Origin of the sequence: Pedobacter sp. MC2016-05 (assembly GCF_026239735.1) — a bacterium.
Lineage (GTDB): Bacteria > Bacteroidota > Bacteroidia > Sphingobacteriales > Sphingobacteriaceae > Pedobacter.
Genome location: NZ_JAPIVT010000010.1, coordinates 1 through 22,262 on the forward strand (window position 1 = coordinate 1; position 22,262 = coordinate 22,262).

Consider the following 22,262-nt stretch of genomic DNA (forward strand, 5'->3'; position numbering starts at 1 on the left):
GTGTCTCCACCAACCAAATAAAAAAGATCTAATTCATCCAACTAAAAGCACTCCACCTCCCAAAAACGTGTCCAGTTTTTATGAGGTGCTAAAGAGATAATACCTTCCTTTTGTTGCAATTCCTGATTATGATTTACGCCATCGGCTACGCCGCACCAAGGCTCCAAACACACAAATGGAGCATCTGGCGCCGCCCAAATGCCGAAAAATGGAAAGCCTTCGAAATGGAAATGCAGTCCGTAATCATTTTTATTGTTCAGCAAACTAATACAGCTGCTTTGCATCGTTTTAAAAACCAATGCATCATTATAAAACAGCTCGTGTTTTAAATTTAATTTATGCCCGTTAAGTTCAATTGACTCAGTTTCATTGGCAACCAAACCATCTTCCAGTTTGCAGTAAGTTAACTTCTCATCTGTGTTAAAAGCCAAATAGTAATCTTCGTAGCTGGTGTTTGGCGTGTTAGGAACCGCAAATGCAGGGTGCGCACCAATAGAAAATAACATTTCATTGGTACCTGTATTGGTTACTTCGTAAGTTAAATTCAGCTTTCTGTCTATCAATTTATAAATCAGTTTAAGCTCAAAATAAAAAGGATAAACCGTAAGTGTTTCATCGCTTTGCGATAAGGTAAAAACAACTTCAGTATTGCTTATCTTTTCAGCGGCGAAAACATGATCGCGGGCAAAACCATGGCGTGGCAACTTGTATTCAGCGCCATCATATTTGAAATGTTCATCTTTAAGCGACCCAACAATTGGGAATAACACCGGACTATGTTTTGCCCAATATTTTGGGTCGGCGCTCCACAAATATTCTATTTTAGTTTCCTTGCTATAAAGAACTTGAAGTTCTGCACCTTTTGCTGCAATACTTATTTTTAGGTAGTTGTTTTCGAGGGTTATCATTACATTTTAAAAGTAATAAATATGTGCTGCTTTGGAAACTATTTTGTTAAATTTGATCTGAACTCTCCATGTCTGCCATTAAGCCCTTGATTATTTGGTTTTGCACTAGTTGTTTGCAATTTAATTTAGGGAGGCACTTTTAAAACAATAAAATATGCCTGTTGATCTCTCTAAACTATCGAATTCAAAAGTTAAAGCTGCAATAAATGCCTTGCAAAAAGGTGATGAGAAAACCTGGTTCTCTTTGTTTGCTGATGATGTTAAATTTTATGACGACGGCAACCAGCTTCAGTTTAATAATTTCTTTAAAAAAGCTTTAGGGCATGAACGCTTTACCAGCATTGATCAAGTGGAAAATAATGGTTTAGATGTTTATGGCAATTTCCACTCCGACCAATGGGGCGACTTTAAAACTTTCTTTAAATTCCAGATCGGCAAAGGCGGGAAGATTAACCGGTTGGATATTGGCCAAAGTTAATTTGGGAATAGTGAGTCTAAAGTCTTTAGTCCAAAGTCGGCAGCTTTAAGGCTATGACTCATGACTCCGAACTCCCAACTACCTTCACCCTTTCTCTTCCCAGATTACAGCAATATTAATAATAGTTTGTACTGCTTTCTCCATATCCTGAACGCTTACCCATTCTTGCTTGCTGTGAAAAGCATGTTCTCCTGCAAAAATATTCGGACAAGGTAAGCCCATGTATGATAAGCGTGAGCCATCGGTGCCTCCACGAATGCTTTGTTGCTTGGCTACTACACCTGCCCTTTCAATGGCTTCTATTCCATATTCCACAATTTTTGGATGCTTATCCAGCACTTGTTTCATGTTTCTGTACTGCGGCTTTATCTCCAAATTGTAAGTAGAATCTGGGTAGTTTTTTAGAGCACTTTTTATCGTTTCGCCCAAAAATACACCATGTTCCGCTAGCTTCTCATCCGTAAAATCTCTGATGATAAAATGCGCTTCAGCTTGCTCAACCTTGCCGCTGATACTCACTGGGTGAATGAATCCTTCTTTTTGATGAGTTGCTTCTGGGGTGAGCGTATCTTTTGGTAAAGAAGCAATGATATCAGCAATAATTTTGATGGCACTTTCCATTTTACCTTTGGCAAAACCGGGGTGTGTACTCAGGCCACTAACGGTTAATGTTGCGCCATCGGCAGAAAATGTTTCATCCTCAATTGATCCTAAAGTTTCGCCATCAATGGTGTAACCAAAGTCAGCACCTAATTTTTCGAGATTTGCCTTATCCACGCCTCTTCCGATTTCTTCATCAGGGGTAAAAAGAATTTTGATCTTACCGTGTTTAACATCCGGGTTGTTCATTAAAAAAGCAGCTGCTTCCATAATTTCCGCCAATCCAGCCTTGTTATCCGCACCTAATAAAGTAGTGCCACTTGCAGTAATGATATCGTTTCCAATTTGCTGTTTTAAATCGCGATGTTCTGCCAGTTTTATTACGATATTATTGTCGTCGGGCAATATCAAATCTTGTCCTTGATAATTGTCATGAATAATCGGTTTAACGTTTTCTCCGCTGCAGTCTGGCGAGGTATCCATGTGGGAACAGAAGAAAATTACCGGAAGATTTTTCTCGCTCGTAGCAGGAATAGTTCCATAAACGTAGCCATTCTCATCCATTTCAGCATCAGAAATGCCTATTTCCAAAAGTTCCTGAACCAGTACTTTTCCTAAATTCTTTTGTTTCTCTGTTGATGGACAAGTGGCAGAATTTGGTTCAGATTGTGTATCTATTTTGGCATATGTGATAAATCTATGCGCTAATGAATTGTTAAAGTTGATGTAATTGCTCATAATTCAAAGGTAAAAGTTATAGATATTGGATAAACATATTATTTTTGTAAAAAAACAATATGACTTATCGCCTCCCGAAAACAAGTGGGCTAACTGTTTTATTCTCTTTATCATTTATGTTGTCGTTTGCGCAATCAAACTACTTTAAATGGTCGTGGGGTTTAGGCGGCGGTGCCAATTACTCAAAAACCGACGTAGTGGAAGGGAATTGGGGATATACCGCAAAAGGCGAAATCAGTTATCATTTTACGCCTTTTATTACCGGTGGCTTAGAGGCACAATACGGCATGGTGCAAGGTGGTGATATTGTTACTGACCCACATAATCGACAATTTATTAACAACTACACTAGTATCACCGCAAACTTAAAACTGCATTTGGGTGAATTTATCCCTTACGAGCGTAAGCCTTTTTTAGAAGCCATTAAGGGGATATATGCTGGGATTGGTATAGGTGCGATAAATAACAACATTACTGATATTGTACGTTACAAACCTAGCTGCTCTGCTTTTGATCCTGGTTATGGCCCTTTTCCTGGTGAAGATAAGGGCGTTAATTTAATTGTTCCAATTAACTTAGGATTTAACTACTACCTCAACGATGGTTACGGTTATGTTCCCTATGTAATCAACTTCAACGCACAAAGCAATTTCACTTTTGGCGAAGGTTTAGATGGCTATAACGATCCCTCAACAAAATTTAAAAACTACGATCCTGATACATTTAACCTTTATAGTGTAGGGGGAAAATATTTCTTCGGAAATATAAAGCGTATCGTAAGTTCTTCTAAACACTATTCATTCTCTTAAATCAGTTTGCATGAGAAATTTGTTTGTCATCTGTTTTTTAATCTTATCTTTTGAAACAATGGCACAAAAAACACCTTTCGAAAACAGTGGTAAAAAAGAAACCACCACTTACGATGCAGCAATTGCTTACTACGAAAACATCGCGAAGAACTATCCTCAGGCGAAGCTTTTAACATATGGAAGCACCGATTTTGGCAAGCCACTTCATTTGCTGGTTTTATCAAAAGATAAAGTTTTTGATCCTATTGAAATAAAGAAAGGCAATAAGGCTGTTTTGCTGATCAATAATGGGATTCATCCGGGAGAACCTGAAGGTATCGATGCTTCCATGATGCTGGCAAGAGATTTGTTGAAAGAAGACAGGCTTCCAAAAGATGTGGTGATTTGCATTATCCCTATTTATAATATTGATGGAAGTTTTAACCGCAGTTCTACCTCAAGAGCAAACCAAAACGGCCCTTTGGCCTATGGCTTTCGCGGAAACAGCAAAAACTTAGATCTGAACCGCGATTTCATCAAAACCGATTCTAAAAATTCGGCAGCTTTTCAGCTAATTTTTAACACCTGGCTACCCGAAATATTTGTAGATACCCATACCAGTAACGGTGCCGATTACCAGTACGTGATGACGCTCATTCCGACGCAAAAAGACAAGTTAAACGCTCTTTTATCAGGATACTTAACTAAAACTTTGGTGCCCGATTTGTATTCGGCGATGGAGAAGAAAGGTTACCCGATGATTCCATATGTAAACTCCTTTGGTGAAGTGCCGGAAACGGGAATTGCTGGATTTATCGAATCTCCCCGCTACTCTACAGGTTATACTACCTTGCACAATACCATCGGCTTTATGCCAGAAACGCATATGCTTAAAGCGTATAACTTGCGGGTTGATGCAACCTATAAACTGCTTCAAACCTATGTTGATATCGTTCAGCGTGATGCAAAGGTTATTAAAGAAAATAAACGCAAAGCGGATGAGCTCGTAGCGAAACAAACCGAATTTCCACTGGCTTGGAAATTAAATAAATCTGTTTCTAATGATTTGCCCTTTAAAGGTTTTGAGGCCGGTAAAAAGCCGAGTGAAGTAAGTGGTTTTGATCGATTATATTATGATCGGAATAAGCCGTTTACCAAAACTATTAAAGAGTGGAATAATTATGAACCGGCTATTACGGTGCAAAAACCAGTGGCTTATATCATTCCGAAAGCATGGGATAGGGTGATCGCATTGCTTAAACTTAATAAAGTGAAGGTTGAAGAGCTCAAAACAGACACCAAAATTTCCGTAGAAAGCTATTACATCACAGATTTTAAAACGGCTACTCGTCCGTATGAAGGGCACTATTTACATTCTGCTGTAACGGTTAATCCAGTTAAAAATACTTTGCAATACTGCGCTGGCGATTTTGTGGTGTACGCCAATCAGAAAACGAACCGGTTTATTGTAGAAACCCTGGAGCCACAAGCCACCGACTCTTATTTCAGCTGGAATTTTTTCGATTCCATTTTAGATATGAAGGAACATTTTTCGGCTTATGTTTTTGAAGATACAGCTGCGGATTTGCTAAAAAACAACCCAGAGTTGAAAAATAAATTAGAGGCTAAAAAGGCATCAGATGCAGACTTTGCCAAGAACGCGGCAGCGCAACTTGATTTTGTGTATAAAAATTCTGATTATTACGAGAAAACACATAACAGATACCCGGTGGCTCGTTTGGAAACAGATGTAAAGCTCAACTTAAAATAAATAAATGGAATACCTCAGCATTGCTCCTGTAGCATCAATCATATTTGTTTTTACAATTGTTACCAGCTTGTATGCCTTTTACGATCAAAGCATATACGGTAAGTTTATGTTACATCCTTACAGTGTATCGAAAGGGAAAAATGTTTATACGCTAATAACCAGTGGGTTAATTCATGCCGATTGGATGCACTTGTTTTTTAACATGTTTACATTCTATGCTTTTGCATTTACCTTAGAGCAAATGATGGGCAGCTGGCAATTTGGCTTAATGTATTTTTTAGCCTTGATATTGAGTGATCTGCCAACTGTATTTAGACATAAAAATGATTTTCACTACAATAGTTTAGGAGCCTCTGGTGCAATTAGCGGCGTATTATTTAGTTTCATCCTTTTTAACCCTATGGCAGGAATTGGGATTTTATTTTTGCCTTTTTCTATTCCAGCAGTAATTTTCGGGGGAATTTATTTAGCCTATTGTGCTTACGCCTCAAAAAATTCGAGAGACAATATTAATCACGATGCCCACTTTTTTGGTGCACTAACCGGATTGATTTTCACCATTATTTTTGTTCCGGGCATCCTCCAAAACTTTTTCGCAATAATAGGCGCAAAGTTAGGAATGTAATTATCCTGCAGCAGGTAAACAGGGTTTTTCGAAAAAGCTCATCGGATGGTCAGGGTCTTTAATGATCTCGAACTTTACATATCCCCAGGGTTTCCAGAAATTTTCCAGCACCTGAGCATAAATTTTGTGCTGCCAAACATCAAACAAAGGCTTGGTCATATTTCCGCGAAGCGGCATGGCTTCGATGTAGGTTGTGCCCTCAACAGGCATAAATGTGTATTCTGGCAAGCGGTTAAATAAATAAGCGGAGTAGTAAAAACGAGCGGTAAGTTCTTCAAATTGCTGTGCGGTGAGTGCTTTGCCCTTCACCTCATTTATAATTTCCCGGTGATAACGCTTATTGGTTCCATTATCCTGCAGGCAAGCAATAATGCCAAAATCTTTCATCTTTAGCGAAAAGGTAAGCGTATTAATTTCATCCCTGAAACTAAATGGAGTTTGCTCATCCTCCAGCTTTACTACCGTGATCGACCATGGAGTGAAATCTTCAAACTCGATGCTGGTGTACATATTCTGCATCATAAAGTTGAGGTTGGCGAACTTCATCATCAGCGATTGAGACATGTTCAGGCCATCTGCCGTTATTTCCTTGCGCAAAGCAGAATGCATTTCGATATAGACGAAGCCATATAAAAACTTCCCAACCCAATTAAATAGCTCAAGCTCTGGCAAAGCTGAAACAGCACTATAACCTGTTTCAAAGGCTTGTTTTATTTTTTCTTCCAGTGGATTTAAAAATTGCTCATTTACTTCGCTATTAACAGGAATCACGAGGGTATTGTAAGAACGTATGCTTTCATCCAGGAACTGAATTTGCTCCTCGCCAGTTAATCCTGCCTGCTCCAACAACCATTTTGGAATCAGCGGAACCTGGATTAGGGGAGAGTTAAAAGTGTTGCCGCTCAGGAAACATTTTTTGTATAAGAAATCGAAACTTTGGAAAGGATTGTATAGGCCGGTATTCATCACTGCAATATTAGTTATTATATCGTTATTGCTTGTCAGTGATATTTTATTTTAACCCTGGGATTACAACATGATGGTTTTTAAGGCCGTTGTTCCTTGGACGGCAGCAGGGCAAGTTGTCTTCTCGAACGACATCCTTCCTGTCGGAGAAATTTCATTTCGATAACTTCTTCCAAAAAGATCTCTCTTGCACCCATGAAAAATGGGTTTCGTTCGAGATGACGGTTGCTCGACAGGTCGTCTTCTCGAACGACATCCTTCCTGTCGGAGAGATCTCATTCAGTACTTGTGTCAAAAAGATCTCTCCTCAACCCAAGAAAAATGGGTTTCGTTCGAGATTACGAATGTTCTCGTTTGCTTTTTAATAACTATTATAAAATCCGCTTAAATTATCAATTAGCTGGCTGTAAATTGGCTTTGTGAACTCCAGAAACATCGTGCTTGGCGGTGGCGGAAGAACCTCTCTTTTTCTCGTTATGGCTAGCTGATTTTTGTTCAGCGCCCTGTCGTCTCCTTTGTAACTTCCCCAACTGTCTCGCCAAACGAAAGTGCCGGGAAACTTCTGCTGACGAACAATTTTTTTGCTTTGCCAATCCATAATTGTCATGTCTAGCAATCCTGATGAAGAAATATTCTTTTCAAAAATACTCAGTGTAGCACTCACCGTTCCGTAAATAGGTTTACGTTCGCGGGTTTCGCCGATTACCACACTATCGCGTTTAAGCTTTTCTACTCTTTCTTTCACATAAGTCTGGCCGACTACGAAATCATCAAAATTTAAACTTAAAACCTGGTCGGGTATAATTTTTTGAGTAGTCGCCTGTTCTTCGCCATAAAATATCACAAACTTATTCCGCGAATAGTTGGCAATAAATTCATCAATTTGCTGCTGAAAATAATCAGCACTCAACTTATACGGCCCTCCGTTTAAAATAATAGGTTGAACAACTACACGGGTTACGGCGGCCCAATAGGCATCATCCATTTTGGTTTTTACATCCTTATAATTCGGCTGTAGATTTTGCACTTTTTCAAATTCGTAATATGCCTTTTTTGCAGCTAAGCGGTTATGCTCATTTAAATAACCGATCCCCGAGTTGTACCTCGCAACTGCAGCATTGTATTTGCTTTCTGCAACTTCACTGATATATTTTGATGGTGTTGGAACAACCGCCAAACAAGCCGGACAACTGTTAATCTCATCTGCCAGCTGATTTATTTTCTGATAACCGTACATTACAGATTCCCATCTAAACAAATCATTCGACATTTTTGCCTCGTTAATTCTGCGTAAATGATCTTGCAGGGCTAAATCATAAGCGGTTTTTAAAACCTGCATGGCCTCGCTGTTTTTGGGCGAATTTTGCAATCTGCTTACCGCCTTTTCAACTGATGCATCGTAATCGCCTTTTTGTAAGGCATTTTTTCCTGTGGTACATCCTCCTAAAATTATTAGGGATAAATAAATAAAATACCGTAATCTTGAAATGTTTTTCATGGCAGGAGTGGTTTGCGTTAATAAACAAATATACTTTTGTAAAGCGATATCCGCCCTATTTACTTATTAGACGATAGACAATGAAGATTAGTTGCAAGCAATTCGAATTAGAATTAAAATACCCGTTTTCGATCTCCAAATTTACCCGCACAAGCACACCGTTAATGCTTTTAAAAATCCAGTACCAAGATGTGGTGGGTTATGGAGAAGCTTCAATGGTGCCATACATGGGAGAAAGTTTTGAAACTGCAGCTGCTTTTTTAAAAGAGGTAGATTTGAGCAAATTCGCCTACCCTTTTAATTTCGAAGAGATTATTAGTTACCTCGATCGTATTGCTCCTGGTCAGCCGGCGATAAAAGCAGCGATAGACATTGCTTTAAATGATATCAATGGAAAAATTTTAAACAAACCTTGCTACGAAATTTACGGTGCCGACCCAGCAAAAATGCCGGTAACTTCTTACACTATCGGGATAGACACCCCAGAAGTGATCCGCGAAAAACTGAAAGATGCGGAGAATTTCAAGGTGATAAAAGTTAAACTGGGCAGAGATAACGACCGGGAGATTATTGAAACCATCCGTAGTTTGACAAATGTGCCACTATACGTGGATGCTAACCAAGGTTGGAGTGATCGCATCAAGGCCATCGATTTAATTTATTGGCTGCATAACCAGGGAGTGGTTTTAATCGAACAGCCTATGGATAAAAACGATTTGGAGGGTAATGCATGGCTAACGGAACGTAGTCCGGTTCCTTTGCTGGCCGATGAGGCTGTGCAGCGTTTAGCCGATATGGATCAGCTGAAAGGTGCTTACCATGGCATTAATGTAAAATTGATGAAAAGTTGTGGAATGTATGAAGGGCATCAAATGATTTTGAAGGCACAATCTTTCGGGATGAAAGTATTGATTGGTTGTATGAGCGAAACGAGTTGTGCAACCCTTGCTGCAGCGGCTTTGGCGCCTTTATGTAATTGGGCAGATTTAGATGGCCCCTGGTTAACTAAAAATAATCCTTTTACAAATCCGCCTTTTGAAAACGGGAAGTACAGCTTGAGAAACTTACCTGGGCTTGGACTGGAAGGTGTTACTTCTGATCTTTTTCTTTAAAGTTCTTCCGCAGATCTTTCACGAGCTGATATTTAAAATAGGCGAGGCAAGCCGCAACACCAACTAAAAAACCACCTGGCAAAGGTTTATGGTTATTGTAACACCAAACTATTCCAAAAATAGAAAGGATGATGGCCAGATTGTAGAAAATATTTAAAGCAAATTTTTTACCCATAGTGGAAATGATTGAATGAGTGAATTTTGAATGTAAGAAGTCGTCATTGCGAAGCCAGGTTTGAGCGAGCTGAAGCAATCTGATTTTAAGAGAGTTGCGTCGTACCCCGCAATGACGAATGATTCTTAGTAAACTGGCATATTCGGATCATAAGCCTCTTGCCAAGCTAAAATCCCACCTTTTAAATTGTATAGGTTTTCGTAACCATATTGCGCTTCAAGTTGCATCACTGCTGCGGCACTTCTTTTTCCGCTGCGGCACTGAATAATTACAGGCTTATCTTTTTCAACTTTATCAGCCTCAATTAAAATCCCGCCTAAAGGAATGTTCTCGCCGTTAAGGTTAGAAACTTCGTATTCGAATGTTTCGCGAACATCAATCAATTGAAAATCTTCTTTATTATCGATTTTTTCTTTTAATTCTTGTACTGATATTTCTTTCATCTTGAAAATTATTTATGCAAATATAGGAAAATCGATTTGAGTAGAATGAACAAAGTGGCGTCATATATTTTCTCAAAAATCTGTAACATATCAAACCCTTAGGCGTTTAATTATAAAGTTTACAAATGGACAAACTGAACCGTTTCTTTTGGTTTTGCTCTGGCGCTCATATTCCTACGCTGGAAAAGTATCCTACAGAACAAAATAAATATACTGGCATTGGTGCCACCATTTTCTTTACAGGTTTATTTGCCGCTTTATCTGGTGGTTATGCCATGTATTTCGTTTTTAAAGGCGATGATTTAGCGGTTGTTTTTGCCATCATTTTCGGTTTCTTGTGGGGTGCCGCCATTTTTAATATGGACCGGTATATTGTTTCGAGCATCAATAAAAGCGCAAGCACTAATAAACAGCTCCTGCAAGCAACCCCAAGGATTTTATTGGCGATAATGATTGGTATGGTTATTTCACGGCCAATTGAATTGAAGATTTTTGACAAGGAAATTAAAGAACGGCTGAAAGTAAGTTATTTAAACGGACAGCGATCAAAAATTGATACCCTAAACAAGGCCTTTGAAAAGAAATACCAGGTAGAGTTTGGAAGATTGAACCAGCAAAAAGCCACAAGAGATTCACTAGAGAAGGGAATCAAAGCGGATCGGCAGAAACTTAACTTCGAAATTTTTGGAAATAAAACCAATGAAACTTCTGGCGTTATGGGTTACGGTCCGTATGCAAAACGCAAGGAGGTGGAGATCAAACAGCGGGAAACTGAACTGGATTCGCTAAAAGCAAATATCAATAAAGCCGAAACTTTTGTTGATAAACGAAAGGAATTTGACGGTTTGTTTAATGAAAAATTATACACCAAAAAGCAGCTGGATAGTTTGGCTGATCTTGCAGGTTTTGCCGATCGAAACTGGGCTTTAGGTCAGTTGAAGTTTAACGTTGATGGTTCTAAAGATGATAACACAGCAATTGCAGTCACTTTTATTGGCCTGCTATTTATTTTTTTCGAATGTTTGCCGGTGTTTGTAAAACTAATGAGTGGCCGTGGTCCTTATGATTTTGCTACGGCCGACGGCGATGATGTATCCATTTATCAATCTAAAAAAGATAAAGATTTCCATTTCGAAGTGGCCGATAACATTCACGAAACCCGGGTAGATGCCGAATCGTCAAAACGGAAGGAAATTATTAAGGGCAAAGCCTACCGCGACCTTGAAAAATACGATTGGGATAAGGAGTAGTGAAAGTAATTGTTGAGAGGAGCAAATGGAGAACAGGAAATGAACAATGGATGTAGGAGATTTCAAGATAACCCATCAACCATTTTACATCTTGCCTGTTCTATTTTTTGTATTTTCCACCACAAAAAAACTTTTTATGAAGAAATTTTTAAGCGCCGCTTTGTTTAGTACGTTGTCGCTTTCTGCGTTTGCTCAGAATGAAATAAGTTACGTGGTTTCATTTCCAAATGCAATCCACCACGAAGCTGAAATTGCGATGAGCGTCGCCAATGTTCCCGCCGGAAATTTAACGGTTAGAATGAGCAGATCATCTCCTGGCAGATATGCCACACACGAATTTGGTAAAAACGTGTATCATTTTAAAGCTTTTGATCAGGGAGGAAAACCGCTAAAGATTAATCAAACAGCGGGTGATGTTTACGAAATTCCTTCACATGGAAAAGAAGTTAAAATTACTTACACGGTTTTTGGAAACTGGATTGATGGCACTTACTCAGGCTTTGATGAAACCCATGCCCATATGAATATCCCTGCAACTTTTGCTTTTCCTGTGGGAATGGATGCAAGACCGCGAACAGTGCAGTTTAAATACCCTGAAAAGCAAGGTTGGAAAGTGGCAACTCAGCTTAAACCATTAGAGAAAAATACTTTTTATGCCGCCAATCTTCAATATTTTATGGATAGCCCCATAGAAATTGCCAATTATAAAACGGCTAAATGGGACGTGAAAGACCATGATGGCAAAACGCAAACCATACATTTAATTGCCCACTCAAACGATACACAGGTGGCGATTGATAATTACGCTGGCATGTTGAAAAAAATGGTTGATGAACATTATGCTGTTTGGCGAGATTTTCCTACTTATGATTATGGCAACTATTACTTTCTGGAAGATGTATATCCTACCAACGCCGGCGATGGCATGGAGCATAGGAATTCTACTTCCATAGTGCAGCGTACTGAAAAAATTCAGGGATACGAATCCAGCTTATTGGGCACTTTTTCTCATGAATATTTTCACAGCTGGAATGTAGAGCGGTTGCGCCCTAAAACATTAGAACCATTTAACTTTGAGCATTCAAATATTAGTGATGAATTATGGCTTGCGGAAGGTTTTACGCAGTATTATGGTGGCTTGCTTTTAACCAGGGCAGGTTTAAAAACTGTTGATAATACTGCCCAGGCCTTTAATGGAATGGTAAATGCTGTGCTCAATTCCCCTGGAGCAAAAAACTTCTCCCCCATAGAAGCAAGCAGATATGCTGTTTTTGCCGACGCTGGTGTGGCGATTGATCAAACCAACAAGGGAAACATTTTCCTTTCCTATTATACTTATGGGGCCGCTACGGCTTTGGCGCTAGATCTTCGCTTGCGTTCGGAATTTAAACTTACCCTTGATGATTATATGCGGGCTTTATGGAAAGCTTATGGCAAACCAGAAATTCCATACACCACTCCCGATTTGGAAAAAACTCTTGCATCCCTAACCAAAAATGAAGTTTTTGCGAAGGATTTTTTTGGCAGATACATTTATGGCAAAGAGAAAAACGACTATGCAAAGTTGCTGTTAAATGCAGGATTTGTTTTACGTAAAGCAAAGCCCGGGCAGGCTTACACAGGTTTCGGCAACTTTAATCCGACAGATAGCAAAATAACGGTGATGCAAACATTGCAGGGAACACCTGCTTATCAGGCAGGTTTAGATGTGGGCGATATCATTTTGAGCATAGACGGACAAAATGTAACGGATGCATCTGTTGTTGACAATATCACAAAATCGCATAAGCCAGGAGATGTGGTAGAAATTAATTATCAGTATCGCGGCGAAAATAAAACAACGAAGTTAACATTTGCCGAAAACCCAGCTTTAGAAATCGTTTCGATAGAGAAAACTGGTGCAACATTAACTCCCCGAATGCAAAATTTCAGAGATAATTGGTTAAACTCGCAGGTGAATTCTAAACAGAAATAATAAGATGAAGAAAATATTCCTTTTTACTCTTGCTGCTATGGCAGGTCTGCAGCTTCAGGCGCAAAACATTGATAAAATAATTACCAGAGAATACACTGATCATTTAATCAAAACTTTAAGTGGTGATGAAATGCAAGGTCGCGGCACTTTTACGCCTGGAATAGATAAGGCAGCTATGTTTATCGAATCGGAATTCAAAAAAATTGGCTTACAACCTTTAGCTAGTGAAAAAGGTTTCCGTCAGACTTTTTATAAATACCAGGTAGCCAATGTGAGCAAGAGCATCAAAATAGATGGTAGCGAAATTTCCCCTGAGAATGTGATTCTGGCCGGTGCCAATGAAGAAAATATTACCCTCAATAAATCAAATGCTACAGTTGTGGTTTTGGATCCGGAAAAGCCGTTCGTAAATCAGTTTAGGACTATGTTGTCTGCTGGCAAAAATCAAATCATTTTAGTCGATGATAAGTTTGCTGAAAACTTCAAGCGCTATAAAGCTTACTTTGATAAACCGACAACTTTGGATGAAAAAGATATGGGAGCCGGCAAATCTGCTGTTCAGGTTTTTGTATTGGGCGCTAAAAAAGCCGATGAGTTTACCGTAGAGTTGAAAGGGAAGGTAAATAAAATGGCTTTGTTTAACGTAGCCGGTATGATTCCAGGTAAATCAAAAGCAAAAGAGCTCGTTGTTTTCTCTGGTCATTATGATCATTTAGGTGTGATTAAAACAGTAAACGGCGATAGTATTGCAAATGGTGCCGATGATGATGCATCAGGAACAACAGCGATGATTGCCTTGGCTAAATATTACAAAGCACAAAAAAATAATGAGCGAACATTGATTTTTGTGGCTTTTACCGCAGAAGAAATCGGAGGTTTTGGAGCCAAGTATTTTTCAAGCAAATTAAATCCCGATGAAGTTGTAGCCATGTTCAACATCGAAATGATCGGTAAAGATTCGAAATTCGGAAAAAACACCGCTTTCATTACCGGTTACGATAAATCTGATTTTGGAAAAATTCTGCAAAAAAACTTAGCAGGAACAGAATTTACTTTCCACCCTGATCCTTACACGGAACAAAATTTATTTTACAGAAGCGATAATGCAACATTAGCTGCTTTAGGTGTTCCGGCGCACACCATCAGTACCGATCAAATTGATGTAGATAAATTTTACCACACGGTTAAGGATGAATACAGCACTTTGGATGTAGAAAATATTCTTTCAACTATCAAAGCAATCGCCAAGAGTGCTACTTCCATTGTAAACGGAACGGATGCGCCAACAAGGATTCCAAAGTTGAAACAGTAGGATATAAAACCGTGCTTTCGACCGAAGTGCCAAAATCTTTGAAACAAGGAAGGCCACAGATTTGCAGATAATGATTAGAATCTGTAAAACTGTGGCTTTCTTGTTTATATCGAAAAAATCTAAAACCGATACTCCATCACATAATCATCCATGAAGTAGCCTCCTCCGATATCTAATTTTACAGATTCTTTGATGCTAAACCCTCCTTTTAAATAGAAGTCTTTTGCCTTGTTATGTTTGTTTACATTGAGTTCAAGTGTAGATCCGCCGGCATCTTTTACCTGATTAAAAACCTCGTTAATCAAGATTTTACCAACTCCCTTTCCGTGTGCCGAGGGTAGAACATACAACTTGTGTAATTTATAAATTCGTTTTTCATGATCAATAATCGAGTAGCCTGCAAAACCAAATTGATTCTCGTTATCTTCCGCAATGATAAAAATGTGGCCTTCCAATAATTGTCCGAGTAGCTCCCCTTTACTATACATTTTCTCGAGCATGTAATCGATTTGTTCTTGCCCTATAATGTCAAGATAGGTTGATGGCCAGGTTTCAGCGGCAATAGCTCTGATCACCTCAATATCTTGTTCTTTGGCTTTTCTTAGCGTAATCATATCGGCTCACTAATAAAAATGGGTTGTCCTGAAAAGGAAAACTCCACAAATCCATCATTTACTACTTCAAAAACCTCTTCTTCATTCTGCATGAGATTAGTAACCTCAAGGTATCGGTTTCCATGGATGAGAAACTGACTTCCGGCCGGTTTCCAAACAGAAAAGCCAGATTTGATAGGATAATGCTTTGCTCTTTCAGTAAAAACAACAATGTTAATCTTATCTTCAAAACCAGCAAATTTCTCCAGATCGAACTTCCTGGTAATTACATTTACGGCCGGGTATCTTTGTTCATAAAGAAAATTGATGGCTACCATCAGTGCATCAACAGGGCCTTGTACAATCCTTGTATCTTCCTGCACTTCTTGATTGCTTCCATTAACCAAAACATCTACTTTCAACCCCAACGAAACGATTTTATCGTAATTTTCGCCGTTGACCAAAAGTGTCGGGCTCCATTCTAAAAGCTGGCCTAAAAGTTCTTCATTAAAATCGCCAAGCTCATCAATATATAAGGCGGGCTCTTGTTTTTCTTTTACAATGTGATGTGAGGACATGTTGCGAAGATAAGCTAATTTCAGATTTTAGAATGACGATTTCAGATTTTTTGGGTTTGCTCAATTTCTTAAAAATTCCCTTATCGATTGTATGGAAATTCATTTATCCAATGAAATCCTCGATTAGGTAAAATGATATTTTTAGGGTTGTATTTTTTTAGCGTAACTGACAGTGAATCTTGATCTTTCAGTCCCTTAAAAATCAAAGTGCTATCATTTTTAAAAACGTAGTGAAACTTATATTGAGTAGATTCAGTGTTTTTAGAATTAATTTCTATTTGCTTTTTCTTTATATCTACAGTGCTATTGAAATACGCTTTGTTGTCATCCATTGTTTTAATACTTATGTATTCTTTCCAATCAACAACCACTTGTTTCCACCTGTTTTGATCGGCATGCTGAGGAAGAATGTCTTTACCATTTAGAATATACTTTTCTACATTATAAATGCCATATAACGGTGGCTTTGGAGCCAATGTGCCATAAGTGTATTGCTGGCTAAAGGCATTGGTAACCATTAACCCAACCGTCCACACAATAAATAAGTATTTAAAAGACCTAAAAGCAACGAGCTGCCATCTTTTTTTAAATACAGGAATTTGTAATGGTAATAATTGCTGTGGTTGGTAGGTTAAGAAAAAACGCAAGATGGTAACAATGTACGGTGCTAAAATAAATAAGCACATAACGACCAACGCTGTAGACAATATTTTAACGGGCACATCGAAAAAGTAGTTCATGGCCATTACATTAACACTCGCGGCAAGCGATAAAAATGCTCCAATAACCATTGTCCTTTTAAAAAGAAGTAGTACAGAAAGCACTTCGATGAATCCCATAAACATGTTATAGCCTTTAGAAAAACCAAGGAATGTCCAAGCTAGCCCCATTGGTGACATTTCTCCTAGTGGCGTTAATAACCGCGATAAATTTGGTTGAGGAAATTGCAGTTGAACCACCTTAATAGAACCATAATGCATTAATGTAAAGGCCAAATAAAAACGAATCAAAACAATAAGCCAGTAATATAGTTTACTGTAGTTTTTTCTTTTTCTATCTAAAATTGACCAAATTAAACTACCGAAGACTGCCAATAGAAAAATAAAAAGCAGCAAAACATAATTATATGATGTATCGCCACTTCCATTTGTAAATATAGAAAAGTCGTAATTATACCTTAAAACATTTACCGAAAACCAGGGGATAATTTGATGCAACCACAAAGTTGGAAAATGGAAAAGATGCTGTACGTACAAAAATGCACCATTATTATTTAGAAAAATAAACAAGGCAAAAAAAGCGAAAGAAAAGCGGAAGGAAATCTTTTTAGCTAGACTCCATGACGGCAAATTAGAGATTAAGTGCATGTTTTTAGATTTGGACGAACCCAAATTTAACATTTACCCCCGCTAATAAAAAGTTAGGAATGGTTAAGTTCTGTTAAATTTTTACTGCTTCATAAAAATCTTGGTAAGCCTGAATGAAATCATCTGCGGAGTAAATCGATTCAGAAACTGCTATGCCAAAAATTCCAGTTTGCATTAGCGGTTCTACATCATAAATTTTAATCCCGCCAGCGGCCAAAACAGGAATATTAATATTTAAATCTTTAAGTTGATTTATTGAATTTAAATAGCCATCAATACCTAAAATATTCAAACTATTCGTGTTGGTTGCACCTGCAGAGAATGGACCTAAGCAAACGTAATCAAATCCTTGCTCTGTCAAACGAATTACCTCTTCTACGTTATTTGCTGAGCCTCCTAAGGTAATATCGTCACCTACTAATTTTCGCAAAGCGATGGAATCAGCATTGCTATCTTCGATGTGGAAACCCTGAATATCTGCCTTTCCATTGAGGTAAATGTGATTGGTAACGATGAGTGTGGTTCCCCAATCATCGCAGATTTCTGCAATCACATTGATATCGTTTAAAAGTTCCTCCTCGTTTTTACTTAAACAGCGGTATTGAATCCACTTTGCACCGGCCTCGCAAGCCAGTTGCACTTGCTCGATGTGAGATAAATCAAGAATCTCGTGGGTAATATATTGAAGTTTCTCGATGTATTTCATGTTATATGCAAGGTGTTAAATAAGCTTTGACAACTTTCTTTCTATGGCTGTAAAAGTAAAGTTGTCAAAACTTCAAACGAATGTATTAAAACTTCACGTTTAAACTCAATAAAAAGTTGCGGGTTGCTTGTGGATAATAATAATTCGACCTGCTTAAATCGCCAGCGTATAAATAGGGATAGGTACCGCCATTACTTTCATATAAAGTGCTGAACACATTGTTGATGAGTAAGCTTAGCCCTACATTTTTTATTCCGGCCAAAGGGGTATTATACATTAAACGAACATCATTTACAAAAAAGCTGGAAAGAATGCGTGAATCGGCGGAGGTGTTGTCCAGATTTTGCTTGCCCACATATTTGCTTAAAAAAGCAATGCTTGCATTTGGTAAAACGGTATAATTAATCTCGCTTGATGCGATAATTGACGGCGAGAAAGCGATATTGGTATTGTTATAACTAAAAGTAGTTAAATCGCCGTTGGCGTCATCGTAAATAAATTCTGTAAATTCCTTAATTTTGTTTCTACTCAACGTTGCGGTTACAGCCCATGATAATTTCTTGAAAATTTGCCATTTGCCATCCACTTCAATCCCTGCCCTGTAGCTATCAGGAACATTCTGGCGGGTTTGGCCTCCAACATCATTTAGTTTTCCGGTATTGATTAGTTGATCTTTATAGAACATGGCAAAACCATTTATGCCAACACTAAAATTAGAAAATTGCGTACGGTAACCCGCTTCAATATCTGTTAGGTTTTCTGGTTTCGGGCGACTGTTGATATTAGAATCTGTAAAATCTCTCCGGTTTGGCTCCTTGTTCCCAACAGCAACTGATGCATAGGCATTGCTTTTGTCGTTAAAATTATAAGTGATTCCAGCCTTTGGATTGAAAAAATCCAAGGTTGCATTTTGCTGAGCCGGATCACCATTTGGATCTATACCAAAATAAGAATAATAGACTCTTCTATATTGCAGATCGCCAAAAAGATTAAACTTTCCAAGCTGATAATTCGCTCTGCCGAAAACATTGAAGTCTGTTTTAAAGGCGTCATTATCATTATACCGGTGGCGGATGGATTCCGTGCCGTCGTAGTTGGCAAATTGTGCCCAAATTACCTCATCGAAATGCCGGCCTTTATATTCATTGTAAGCGCCACCTAAAACAAAATTCAGGTCGTTTTTTGGTGTATAATTTAGGGAGTAGGTTACGCCATAAAAATCATTATCCAACCACAAACGGCGAACTAAATCGGATGTGTCTTGTATGACACCACCTAAAACTACAGGAGGAATTCCATAATCTTCGAGGTTCCGGTCTTCTTTATATTCTTCATAATAACCCCGTCCGTAAGTATAATGCAAGGCAGCATTGGCTACCAGCTGGCTGGTTATATTTCTGGTATAGAATAACTGATAATGATCTTGCTGATAATTATCGGTTTGATTGTCGTAGGTAAAATCGTTGTGTCTGCGGTTGGTAAGCAGCATTTCTTGGCTTATCCCATTCCAGGCCTGGTAAGTTTTTTCTGTTCCACTGAACACGTTGGCACGAAGGATATCTTTTTTGCCGTAATAAGCGCCGGAAACAAAAAATGATTTTAGGTTGGACGATGCACGATCTACATAACCGTCAGACTTTATTCGTGATAAACGGCCATCAAAAGTAAACTTGTTTGCAATTAAGCCAGAGCCTAGACTCACCGTATTTTTCCAGGTATCGTAAGAGCCGTAAGTATTGTTGAGTTCGGCATAAGCAGAATCCCGGCGTGTAGTAGTTTGAATATTTAAACTCCCGCCAAAAGCGCCCGCACCATTTGTAGAGGTACCCACACCACGCTGAATTTGGATGTTATCAACTGATGAAGCCAAATCGGGTAGATTGATAAAAAAACTTCCCTGACTTTCTGCATCGTTTAGAGGGATGCCGTTAAGCGTAACGTTGATACGTGTAGCATCACTACCCCTGATACGAAGGCCGGTATAACCTACACCAGCGCCGGCATCGGAAGTTACCACAACTGAAGGGGTCTGGTTTAATAAATAAGGTAAATCCTGGCCCAGATTATTTTTCGCCAGCTCCGCTTTGTCCAAGTTTCTAAAGGTTGTAGCCGAGTTTTTCGATGCCCTGGTGGCACTAACTACAACATCGTCTGCCAGAAAGTTTTGCTGAGCCAGCGCAAAGTTTAAGTTAGCATCTCCATTTAAATTTAACGTTTTTTCCTGCGTTCTGTAACCTACATAACTGACCACAATGGTGTAACTTCCGCCAGCTAAATTGGCTAAAGTGTAGTTCCCATTGGCATCGCTCAGTACCGCCGTTCGTTGATTTTTAATTTTAATGGTTGCGCCAGGCAAGGCGTTTTGATTGTTGTCGGTAACTTTTCCGGTAACCGAATTTTGTGCCAATGAAAATAAAGGCAGAATGGCAACAAGCGCTGCAAAAAGTAAATTTTTCAATGTTTTTGTTTTTAGTTAAACCCATCGGAAATAGGGGTACTCCCGATTTCAGTTAAACTTCCATAACTCCAATCCCTACGCCGGCATTACCCGGATCAGGTGCATTCAAGTTTAAAGTTGACAATTCAAAGTTGAAAGTTTGATGGTTGACCAAACTTTTTACTTTTTATCTTTCACTTTTTACTTAAAATGGGTATGATCTCAGCCCGTTTTTGTGTTTATAACAAACAAGGCACCCCTAATGATGGGGCAAATGTAGAAAATATATTCAAAGATTTATCTCTTTTACTTTTTTAGAAAAGCAATTTCGGTGCATTATAGGAATTTGCAGTCCCGCTTACATTACAATCTTTTTATATCAAGTTCCTAACCCTATTTAAGATTTCGCTAAAGGGTTAGCATTTTGAAAAATATAAAAAGGATTTTCCTTTTTAATCGGGTTTATTTTAACCTAGAGTTGTGCTGCTGGGTTGTCACCTAAACCCGACCCTAGCGAGATGCCCACAACTTTTTCATTGTAGCAGAAGCGGGGCGGGAACAATTTTCCCTAGAATCGCTGCCATTGCTTTCCAAATTATAAAGCTAAAAATTGATCTACTGCTGCAATAGCATGCTGTATTCGGACATCACTCAAACCACTAATCACTTTATAGTTAGCATTTAAAGCCTTTAGTTCCTTGTGCCAAACCTCCATAAAATATTCCCGTTGATTCGGAAAATCGCGCAGGGGGTCATCCTGCCAGGGTAAATCGATGTCCATTAGCAGATAAAGATCATATGGTCTTTTCGGTAAAGCATCCAGAACCAATTGTGGCGTTTCGCCAAGCATTTCATCGCTCCAGATTTTTACCGTTACAAATGTGGTGTCACAGATAATAAACTCACTTTCTGTTGTAACTAAAATCGCGTCTTCCAAAGCTACCTGACCATAATACATGTTTACCTCATCTTGTAAAGTGTAAGGCGCAGTTAAATTTTCGCAGTAGTAGCGGGCATATTCTGGTACCCAAGATACTTTATAATATTTTGCAAGCAGTTGCGACATGGTTGATTTTCCTGTGCTTTCAGGTCCTACAATGGCAATTTTTCTTATCGATCGACTCACATTAAATTTTTTTACAATCAAATCAAATGTAAAAGAAAATGGCTGAAAAGAAAAAATCCGGTTGAGGAGGGCTCCTCTAACCGGATAATAAACCAAACAAACTATTTATGAAGAAATCCTCATTGCGGTTAACTACTCCGCGGAGGAAGCTTTAGATCGTTTTCTAAAGTATATACAAAACGCATATATGTTCTGCTTATTACAACATTATTGCCAATTTTTTCAATACCAGGCTTTCATGACGAAAACATGACTTCGTGTGTGTTTAACACTATAGATATGTTACATTCTAATCACGTTTTAACGCTTTGTTAACTTCTGCAAACAGTAAAATTCTGAACGATGTACAAAAATTCAGACAAGAATAGTACAATATTGTCTACTGCGGTAATTCTGCGACAAACAATTTTTGCATGAGATATGTTTAATGAGGAATATCTGGATTCTAACTATTAAAATGTATCAAAATGAAAAAGCTAGGGGTTTTTTTAATCGCATTAATGGTATCGACTGTTTTCTTTTTTGCTTTTGCGCTCATTAAACAAGGAGGAATAGTTGGGCGGATCAATCCAACCGAGGCAGTTGCTGATATTTCACTGGTTGCCGGAACAGATACGGTTAAGGCGCAGTTTAGTCAAGGTGCTTTTACCTTTACTAATTTAAAGGAAGGCGTTTATACCGTATGGATTAAAGCCAATGCACCTTATAAAGATGCATTGATAGAAAAGGTAGCCGTAAAAGATAGTGCAACAACTGATTTGGGCGAAATTAAATTGCAGCAATAATGAAGATTTCGGAAGAATAATTTTAAAAAGA

At 38.5% G+C, this 22,262-nt stretch carries 21 protein-coding genes; 9 read left to right on the top strand and 12 right to left on the bottom strand.

Features of this window, described 5'->3' with window-relative positions; all coding sequences use genetic code 11:
- Positions 1 to 41 precede the first annotated feature (41 nt).
- Positions 42 to 908 (bottom strand): aldose 1-epimerase family protein, encoded by an 867-nt coding sequence (locus OQZ33_RS13800; RefSeq protein ID WP_265799607.1) that lies wholly within the window; start codon positions 906 to 908, stop codon positions 42 to 44.
- A 154-nt stretch (positions 909 to 1,062) separates the two neighbouring features.
- On the opposite strand from OQZ33_RS13800, the gene OQZ33_RS13805 reads away from it, so the two are divergent.
- A complete protein-coding gene (locus OQZ33_RS13805; protein ID WP_056849347.1) occupies positions 1,063 to 1,386 on the top strand; it encodes a hypothetical protein in 324 nt (107 codons plus the stop codon).
- Positions 1,387 to 1,470: 84 nt separating this feature from the next.
- On the opposite strand, the gene pepT is transcribed toward OQZ33_RS13805, so the two are convergent.
- The gene (gene pepT, locus OQZ33_RS13810) at positions 1,471 to 2,724 is read right to left on the bottom strand and encodes a peptidase T (RefSeq protein WP_265799608.1); all 1,254 of its coding nucleotides are present in this window, start codon (positions 2,722 to 2,724) and stop codon (positions 1,471 to 1,473) included.
- A gap of 59 nt (positions 2,725 to 2,783) precedes the next feature.
- Between pepT and OQZ33_RS13815 the strand changes: the two genes are divergently transcribed.
- Genes OQZ33_RS13815 through OQZ33_RS13825 form a run of 3 tightly spaced genes read left to right on the top strand, consistent with a single transcriptional unit; the run spans position 2,784 to position 5,908 of the window.
- Positions 2,784 to 3,533 (top strand): outer membrane beta-barrel protein, encoded by a 750-nt coding sequence (locus OQZ33_RS13815; protein ID WP_265799609.1) that lies wholly within the window; start codon positions 2,784 to 2,786, stop codon positions 3,531 to 3,533.
- A 10-nt stretch (positions 3,534 to 3,543) separates the two neighbouring features.
- On the top strand, positions 3,544 to 5,283 hold the full coding sequence (locus OQZ33_RS13820; protein WP_265799610.1) for a M14 family metallopeptidase: 1,740 nt from the start codon (positions 3,544 to 3,546) through the stop codon (positions 5,281 to 5,283).
- Positions 5,284 to 5,287: 4 nt separating this feature from the next.
- Positions 5,288 to 5,908: a rhomboid family intramembrane serine protease gene (locus OQZ33_RS13825; RefSeq protein ID WP_056849351.1), complete on the top strand. Its 621-nt coding sequence runs from the start codon at positions 5,288 to 5,290 to the stop codon at positions 5,906 to 5,908.
- On the opposite strand, the gene OQZ33_RS13830 is transcribed toward OQZ33_RS13825, so the two are convergent.
- The gene (locus OQZ33_RS13830) at positions 5,909 to 6,874 is read right to left on the bottom strand and encodes a hypothetical protein (RefSeq protein WP_265799611.1); all 966 of its coding nucleotides are present in this window, start codon (positions 6,872 to 6,874) and stop codon (positions 5,909 to 5,911) included.
- Between the two features lie 361 nt (positions 6,875 to 7,235).
- The gene (locus OQZ33_RS13835; protein ID WP_265799612.1) at positions 7,236 to 8,372 is read right to left on the bottom strand and encodes a hypothetical protein; all 1,137 of its coding nucleotides are present in this window, start codon (positions 8,370 to 8,372) and stop codon (positions 7,236 to 7,238) included.
- 80 nt (positions 8,373 to 8,452) lie between these two features.
- On the opposite strand from OQZ33_RS13835, the gene OQZ33_RS13840 reads away from it, so the two are divergent.
- Positions 8,453 to 9,484 carry a dipeptide epimerase gene (locus OQZ33_RS13840; RefSeq protein ID WP_265799613.1) on the top strand — a complete coding sequence of 344 codons (1,032 nt, stop codon included), beginning with the start codon at positions 8,453 to 8,455 and terminating at the stop codon, positions 9,482 to 9,484.
- Here the strand turns inward: OQZ33_RS13840 and OQZ33_RS13845 are convergent.
- Positions 9,462 to 9,659, bottom strand: a complete 198-nt coding sequence (locus OQZ33_RS13845) for a DUF6358 family protein (protein WP_056849219.1) — start codon at positions 9,657 to 9,659, stop codon at positions 9,462 to 9,464. The two genes, OQZ33_RS13840 and OQZ33_RS13845, sit on opposite strands and share 23 nt — an antisense overlap.
- 125 nt (positions 9,660 to 9,784) lie before the next feature.
- Positions 9,785 to 10,102, bottom strand: coding sequence for a rhodanese-like domain-containing protein (locus OQZ33_RS13850; RefSeq protein ID WP_056848082.1), 318 nt, complete (start codon positions 10,100 to 10,102; stop codon positions 9,785 to 9,787).
- Between the two features lie 125 nt (positions 10,103 to 10,227).
- Here OQZ33_RS13850 and OQZ33_RS13855 point away from each other — a divergent pair, with 125 nt between their 5' ends.
- From OQZ33_RS13855 to OQZ33_RS13865, 3 genes are all read left to right on the top strand, one after another.
- Entirely contained in the window at positions 10,228 to 11,352 is a 1,125-nt protein-coding gene (locus OQZ33_RS13855; protein ID WP_265799614.1) for a DUF4407 domain-containing protein, read from the top strand.
- Positions 11,353 to 11,488: 136 nt separating this feature from the next.
- Positions 11,489 to 13,327, top strand: a complete 1,839-nt coding sequence (locus OQZ33_RS13860) for a M61 family metallopeptidase (RefSeq protein ID WP_265799615.1) — start codon at positions 11,489 to 11,491, stop codon at positions 13,325 to 13,327.
- A gap of 4 nt (positions 13,328 to 13,331) precedes the next feature.
- Positions 13,332 to 14,639, top strand: coding sequence for a M20/M25/M40 family metallo-hydrolase (locus OQZ33_RS13865; protein WP_265799616.1), 1,308 nt, complete (start codon positions 13,332 to 13,334; stop codon positions 14,637 to 14,639).
- 119 nt (positions 14,640 to 14,758) lie between these two features.
- On the opposite strand, the gene OQZ33_RS13870 is transcribed toward OQZ33_RS13865, so the two are convergent.
- The 6 genes from OQZ33_RS13870 to OQZ33_RS13895 all read right to left on the bottom strand — a co-directional run bounded on the left by OQZ33_RS13870 (position 14,759) and on the right by OQZ33_RS13895 (position 21,446).
- Entirely contained in the window at positions 14,759 to 15,253 is a 495-nt protein-coding gene (locus OQZ33_RS13870) for a GNAT family N-acetyltransferase (RefSeq protein ID WP_265799617.1), read from the bottom strand.
- A complete protein-coding gene (locus OQZ33_RS13875) occupies positions 15,250 to 15,810 on the bottom strand; it encodes a thiamine pyrophosphokinase (RefSeq protein WP_265799618.1) in 561 nt (186 codons plus the stop codon). The genes OQZ33_RS13870 and OQZ33_RS13875 overlap by 4 nt, the downstream gene beginning before the upstream one ends.
- Positions 15,811 to 15,890: 80 nt before the next feature.
- Positions 15,891 to 17,177, bottom strand: coding sequence for a hypothetical protein (locus tag OQZ33_RS13880; RefSeq protein WP_265799619.1), 1,287 nt, complete (start codon positions 17,175 to 17,177; stop codon positions 15,891 to 15,893).
- A gap of 73 nt (positions 17,178 to 17,250) precedes the next feature.
- Positions 17,251 to 17,883 carry a thiamine phosphate synthase gene (locus OQZ33_RS13885; RefSeq protein WP_265799620.1) on the bottom strand — a complete coding sequence of 211 codons (633 nt, stop codon included), beginning with the start codon at positions 17,881 to 17,883 and terminating at the stop codon, positions 17,251 to 17,253.
- A gap of 85 nt (positions 17,884 to 17,968) precedes the next feature.
- Positions 17,969 to 20,341, bottom strand: coding sequence for a TonB-dependent receptor (locus OQZ33_RS13890; RefSeq protein ID WP_265799621.1), 2,373 nt, complete (start codon positions 20,339 to 20,341; stop codon positions 17,969 to 17,971).
- Between the two features lie 574 nt (positions 20,342 to 20,915).
- Positions 20,916 to 21,446, bottom strand: coding sequence for an ATP-binding protein (locus OQZ33_RS13895; protein WP_265799622.1), 531 nt, complete (start codon positions 21,444 to 21,446; stop codon positions 20,916 to 20,918).
- A 467-nt stretch (positions 21,447 to 21,913) separates the two neighbouring features.
- Between OQZ33_RS13895 and OQZ33_RS13900 the strand changes: the two genes are divergently transcribed.
- Positions 21,914 to 22,231, top strand: coding sequence for a carboxypeptidase regulatory-like domain-containing protein (locus tag OQZ33_RS13900; protein ID WP_265799623.1), 318 nt, complete (start codon positions 21,914 to 21,916; stop codon positions 22,229 to 22,231).
- The last annotated feature ends 31 nt before the right edge of the window (positions 22,232 to 22,262 follow it).

Bases quoted from the DNA above. Each gene is read 5' to 3' on its own strand.
- OQZ33_RS13840 (WP_265799613.1), top strand. From the start codon at position 8,453: ATGAAGATTAGTTGCAAGCAATTCGAATTAGAATTAAAATACCCGTTT.
- OQZ33_RS13870 (WP_265799617.1), bottom strand. From the start codon at position 15,253: ATGATTACGCTAAGAAAAGCCAAAGAACAAGATATTGAGGTGATCAGA.
- OQZ33_RS13820 (WP_265799610.1), top strand. From the start codon at position 3,544: ATGAGAAATTTGTTTGTCATCTGTTTTTTAATCTTATCTTTTGAAACA.
- OQZ33_RS13845 (WP_056849219.1), bottom strand. From the start codon at position 9,659: ATGGGTAAAAAATTTGCTTTAAATATTTTCTACAATCTGGCCATCATC.
- OQZ33_RS13800 (WP_265799607.1), bottom strand. From the start codon at position 908: ATGATAACCCTCGAAAACAACTACCTAAAAATAAGTATTGCAGCAAAA.
- OQZ33_RS13885 (WP_265799620.1), bottom strand. From the start codon at position 17,883: ATGAAATACATCGAGAAACTTCAATATATTACCCACGAGATTCTTGAT.
- OQZ33_RS13835 (WP_265799612.1), bottom strand. From the start codon at position 8,372: ATGAAAAACATTTCAAGATTACGGTATTTTATTTATTTATCCCTAATA.
- OQZ33_RS13825 (WP_056849351.1), top strand. From the start codon at position 5,288: ATGGAATACCTCAGCATTGCTCCTGTAGCATCAATCATATTTGTTTTT.
- OQZ33_RS13830 (WP_265799611.1), bottom strand. From the start codon at position 6,874: ATGAATACCGGCCTATACAATCCTTTCCAAAGTTTCGATTTCTTATAC.
- OQZ33_RS13855 (WP_265799614.1), top strand. From the start codon at position 10,228: ATGGACAAACTGAACCGTTTCTTTTGGTTTTGCTCTGGCGCTCATATT.
- OQZ33_RS13880 (WP_265799619.1), bottom strand. From the start codon at position 17,177: ATGCACTTAATCTCTAATTTGCCGTCATGGAGTCTAGCTAAAAAGATT.
- OQZ33_RS13815 (WP_265799609.1), top strand. From the start codon at position 2,784: ATGACTTATCGCCTCCCGAAAACAAGTGGGCTAACTGTTTTATTCTCT.
- OQZ33_RS13875 (WP_265799618.1), bottom strand. From the start codon at position 15,810: ATGTCCTCACATCACATTGTAAAAGAAAAACAAGAGCCCGCCTTATAT.
- OQZ33_RS13860 (WP_265799615.1), top strand. From the start codon at position 11,489: ATGAAGAAATTTTTAAGCGCCGCTTTGTTTAGTACGTTGTCGCTTTCT.
- OQZ33_RS13850 (WP_056848082.1), bottom strand. From the start codon at position 10,102: ATGAAAGAAATATCAGTACAAGAATTAAAAGAAAAAATCGATAATAAA.
- OQZ33_RS13865 (WP_265799616.1), top strand. From the start codon at position 13,332: ATGAAGAAAATATTCCTTTTTACTCTTGCTGCTATGGCAGGTCTGCAG.
- pepT (WP_265799608.1), bottom strand. From the start codon at position 2,724: ATGAGCAATTACATCAACTTTAACAATTCATTAGCGCATAGATTTATC.
- OQZ33_RS13805 (WP_056849347.1), top strand. From the start codon at position 1,063: ATGCCTGTTGATCTCTCTAAACTATCGAATTCAAAAGTTAAAGCTGCA.
- OQZ33_RS13900 (WP_265799623.1), top strand. From the start codon at position 21,914: ATGAAAAAGCTAGGGGTTTTTTTAATCGCATTAATGGTATCGACTGTT.